This window comes from Vibrio sp. 1727 (assembly GCF_033344415.1).
Taxonomy (GTDB): Bacteria; Pseudomonadota; Gammaproteobacteria; order Enterobacterales; family Vibrionaceae; genus Vibrio; species Vibrio alginolyticus.
The window spans coordinates 1-679 of record NZ_JAWPOT010000300.1 but is presented as its reverse complement, the minus strand read 5'-3'; the positions used below and the strand labels follow the sequence as shown (position 1 = coordinate 679).

1 protein-coding gene is annotated in these 679 nt (G+C 40.9%); it reads right to left on the bottom strand.

Going from position 1 to position 679, the window contains the following annotated elements:
- On the bottom strand, nt 1–679 hold a 679-nt coding region (locus R8O10_RS25365; RefSeq protein ID WP_318191978.1), incomplete at both ends, for a lipase family protein.

Here is a 679-nt window from a genome sequence, read left to right as displayed (position 1 = left end):
GTAAACCTTTTACGCGTTCAGAAAATTCGCTAGAGAGTTCTGAAATTTTGACGATTGAACGAGCAATCGCGTCATATATAGTAGCAATAGCAGAACCTGCACTTTGCAAAGCGAACACTGTCGCAGCAAAGCCACCATCAACTAACAGTGTTAAAATTGCGGCAGATATCTTATCTGCCCAAAGATCGTTTGTTTTGGCATCAAGTCGATTATTATAATTTAGAACGACTCTCTCAAACGCATTGGCAGACTTTTGAGTATAAATTTTTTCCCAACTCTGAAAGTCAGTCAAACTAGCGTAACGAGACATATCATGAGCCGAAATAACCAAACCTTGCTGCTTGCTCGCTACATATTCAGTACCATTAAAAGGAGCATGATAAAAAGGCCATACTGGCGCTTTTGTTACGGGGTCCGCACCATTGACACAACGGAAGTGCATCGATATCCGAGATGATGAGTTGATCGAAAAAGATTTCATTCCGACTCTTGGTGAGCCAAAAGTATATAAGTTAACTCTGCCTTTAAACTCTGGAGAAGCAGAAATCCAATTCGCAACCAGAGTCGCTAATGCACCACCTAAACTGTGTCCAACACAATGTATAGTACCGTTAGCGGTTACCGGATTATCACGAAGAAAACGAGTTAGACCTTTTCTCATAGAATAGAACGTAGTTTG